The organism is Armatimonadota bacterium (genome assembly GCA_031459765.1).
Lineage (GTDB): Bacteria > Sysuimicrobiota > Sysuimicrobiia > Sysuimicrobiales > Kaftiobacteriaceae > Kaftiobacterium > Kaftiobacterium secundum.
Genome location: JAVKHY010000026.1, coordinates 1 through 2,612, shown reverse-complemented (window position 1 = coordinate 2,612; position 2,612 = coordinate 1). Strand labels below are relative to the sequence as shown.

Here is a 2,612-nt window from a genome sequence, read left to right as displayed (position 1 = left end):
CGGCAGGCACAGCAGGCGTGGACGACGAGCTCCTGCCGCGGCTGGTCCTGCGCCACTTCCGTCCGGGATTCTCCGCCTCGCTGGTAGCCGAGACCCGCTGGGACCTGGACGGCGATGTCTTCCCCGCTGACCAGCACTACACCCTGGAGCGCCTGCCGGAGCTGACCGTGACGCTTGCCCCCTTCGCGCTGGGGCGGTCGCCCTTCGTCCTGCAGGTGGAAGGAGGTCTGGGCCGCTTCCGCGAGCAGAACGTGACGCCCTCGAGCCTGACAGACGCCGTGCGGGCCGACGCGCTGCTGACCCTCAGCGGGCCGGTGCCGGCAGGCGGCGGGACGCTCTTTCTGCGCGCCTTCGGCCGGGCCAGCTGGTACACTACCGGGGACCTGCGTCTTTTCACCGGGGGCCGGGCCGAGTACGTCCGCCCCCTCGGCCCGACGCTGGAGCTACGCGGCGCCTACACCACCCAGGAGGTGGCCGGGCAGAGCCCGTTTCTATTCGACCAGATCGCCGGTCCCCTGAGCATCGGCGAGGCCAGCCTGACCTACCGCGCCCCGGGCCTGTTTGTCCGCGCCTTGGCCACCTACGACTTCCTGACCCGGCAGCCTGGTAGCGTTGTGGCTCAGGCGGTGGCCTTGCCGCGCCCCGAGTGGACGGTGGCGCTGGCCGCCAGCTACAGCCCGATGTTGGGCCGGCTGGAGCGTGCGGAAGCCAGCCTGGACCTGCGCCTGAGCCCCCAGTGGCAGGTGCAGTACCTGGGTCTCTATGATGGATTCACCGGACAGGTCTTCCATGACCGCCTGACGGTCACGCGCGTCTTCTGCGACTGTCTGGCGGTCAGCCTTTCTTACCTGGGAGTGCGAGGGGAGATCTGGCTGGAGGCCTGGCTCACGGCCATCCCCTGGGGGCGGGGGCGCATCGGGCTGGGGCAGAGCGGCCTGCTGTTTGACCAGCCGCTGGCCTTCCCGGGCAGCCCGTGACGGGAAGGGAGGAAGACGACGGGGGTCGGGGAAGTAGCGCCTGGGCAACCGCCCGGTACGCCGCTGTGGGGGGAGGGGGAGATGTGCAGACGCTCCTCAATCGCGCCGTAGCGGGACTCGCCCTGATCGCCGCCGCTATGGCGGCACTGATGAGCGGACCGGCGGCGGGGCAGGCCGGGCCGCAACTCATCATCACCGTGCAGTTTGCGGCGCCTGTCCGTCCTGCTGGAGGCGCATACTACATCGCCTTCACCGTCGACGAGACGCTGCTGCGGGGACCGCAACCCGACAGCACCTACTGGACTCACTACGTCGCGCTGCGCGGGGGACGGTTCTTCTTCGGTCGCGTTCCCGAAACACCCTACCGGCCCTTCACCTTCGAGGCCATCCGTCCGCCCGCACCGTTTCTCTTCGCCGAGGTCCTGCCCGACGGCCGCGCGGTCCGCGCGCGGGTACCGCTAAGCAGCCTGCAGACCGGCCCCACGCCGCCCACGCGGGTGAAGGTCAACGTTGTCACGGTGGATGAGCAGTACCAACCCCTGGATGCCCTCGGGCCGGGGGCCCGCGACCCCTTCGGGTTCGTCACGGTGGATCTGCGCCGGGACCTCTTTACGGCGCTGGCGGACCCCACAGGAGACGCGCCGGTACCCTCCTTCGACATCACGGGAGGGGACATCCGGACGGGAACGCCGTAAAAGGATGGCCCCTCCTCCGTTCGCGCCGTGGACGTCAGCCCATCTCGGGCCCCCATGGGCCGGTCGGGGCGCCGACATGCCGTGATCCCCCTGGCAGGTGCGCAGGGGAGTCCGAAGCATGCTGTCCCTTTCTGACAACGGGAACGCTGCGCGATTGAGCACGGCTCGAGCGCACTTGTGTTCACGCCCGTAGAGGATTCCGGCCAGCCCGGGCGATCACCCGCCGGCCGCCCGCGTTTAGGGGGAACCCGCTGTCCGCCGCCCCGGGGCGCGGTTCTCCCCATCGGCCAGGCAGCGACACCGGCCGCGGCAGCGCATCGCTCTTCCGCGGGCCCGACCTGTGCAGGGGACTGGTGGGCGGCAGCGTAGTCTACGCTGAGAATGTCCCGGCGTCTGGGCTCCGCGGACGGTGACCTGATGCCCGGGCATCTGTCGGGTCGGACCGGCGGGACCTCAGAGGGGAGTGTTGACGGTGGACCGGTACCTGATCGAGTCGCCGCACGATGCGAAGGACTGCGCCCGGCTGCTGCAGCTGGTCAGGGCCATGGGCTACCTGTACAACTTTGACTGGGGGTGCAAGTCCGGCGTCCACTGCGGGTGGGCCATCGTCGAGGCGGAGAGCGAGGCGCACGCGCTGATGGCGGTGCCGCCCATGGTGCGCGCCCGCGCTCGGATCATCAGGCTCAATAAGTTCAGCCCGGAGGAGGTGAGTTCACTGCACACGGATCCGGAGAGCATCTCCTGACCAGGCTATTCTGAGCGAACCCCGGCTGCCAGATTGATGTCCACCCGTGGGGCATAATTCGCCCGTGTTCTAGTCTAAGAATCTAAGAATCGGGCAATTAAGTACACTGAAATCGTGACCTTGGCGGAGACGTCGCGGCTGAAGGCGATCGCGATGAGACCCATCTTTACTGTGCATGCTGGAGAGTTTCTTGTC

General features: G+C 68.6%; 3 protein-coding genes. All 3 read left to right on the top strand.

Annotated elements, in window-relative coordinates; translation table 11 throughout:
• Positions 1 to 977 (top strand): hypothetical protein (locus tag QN141_14100; GenBank protein ID MDR7559609.1); only part of this gene is annotated, 977 nt, incomplete at its 5' end.
• Between the two features lie 83 nt (positions 978 to 1,060).
• Complete coding sequence (locus tag QN141_14095; protein MDR7559608.1) at positions 1,061 to 1,672, top strand: hypothetical protein; 612 nt, start codon at positions 1,061 to 1,063, stop codon at positions 1,670 to 1,672.
• A gap of 472 nt (positions 1,673 to 2,144) precedes the next feature.
• Positions 2,145 to 2,417: a hypothetical protein gene (locus QN141_14090; GenBank protein ID MDR7559607.1), complete on the top strand. Its 273-nt coding sequence runs from the start codon at positions 2,145 to 2,147 to the stop codon at positions 2,415 to 2,417.
• Positions 2,418 to 2,612: the final 195 nt, after the last annotated feature.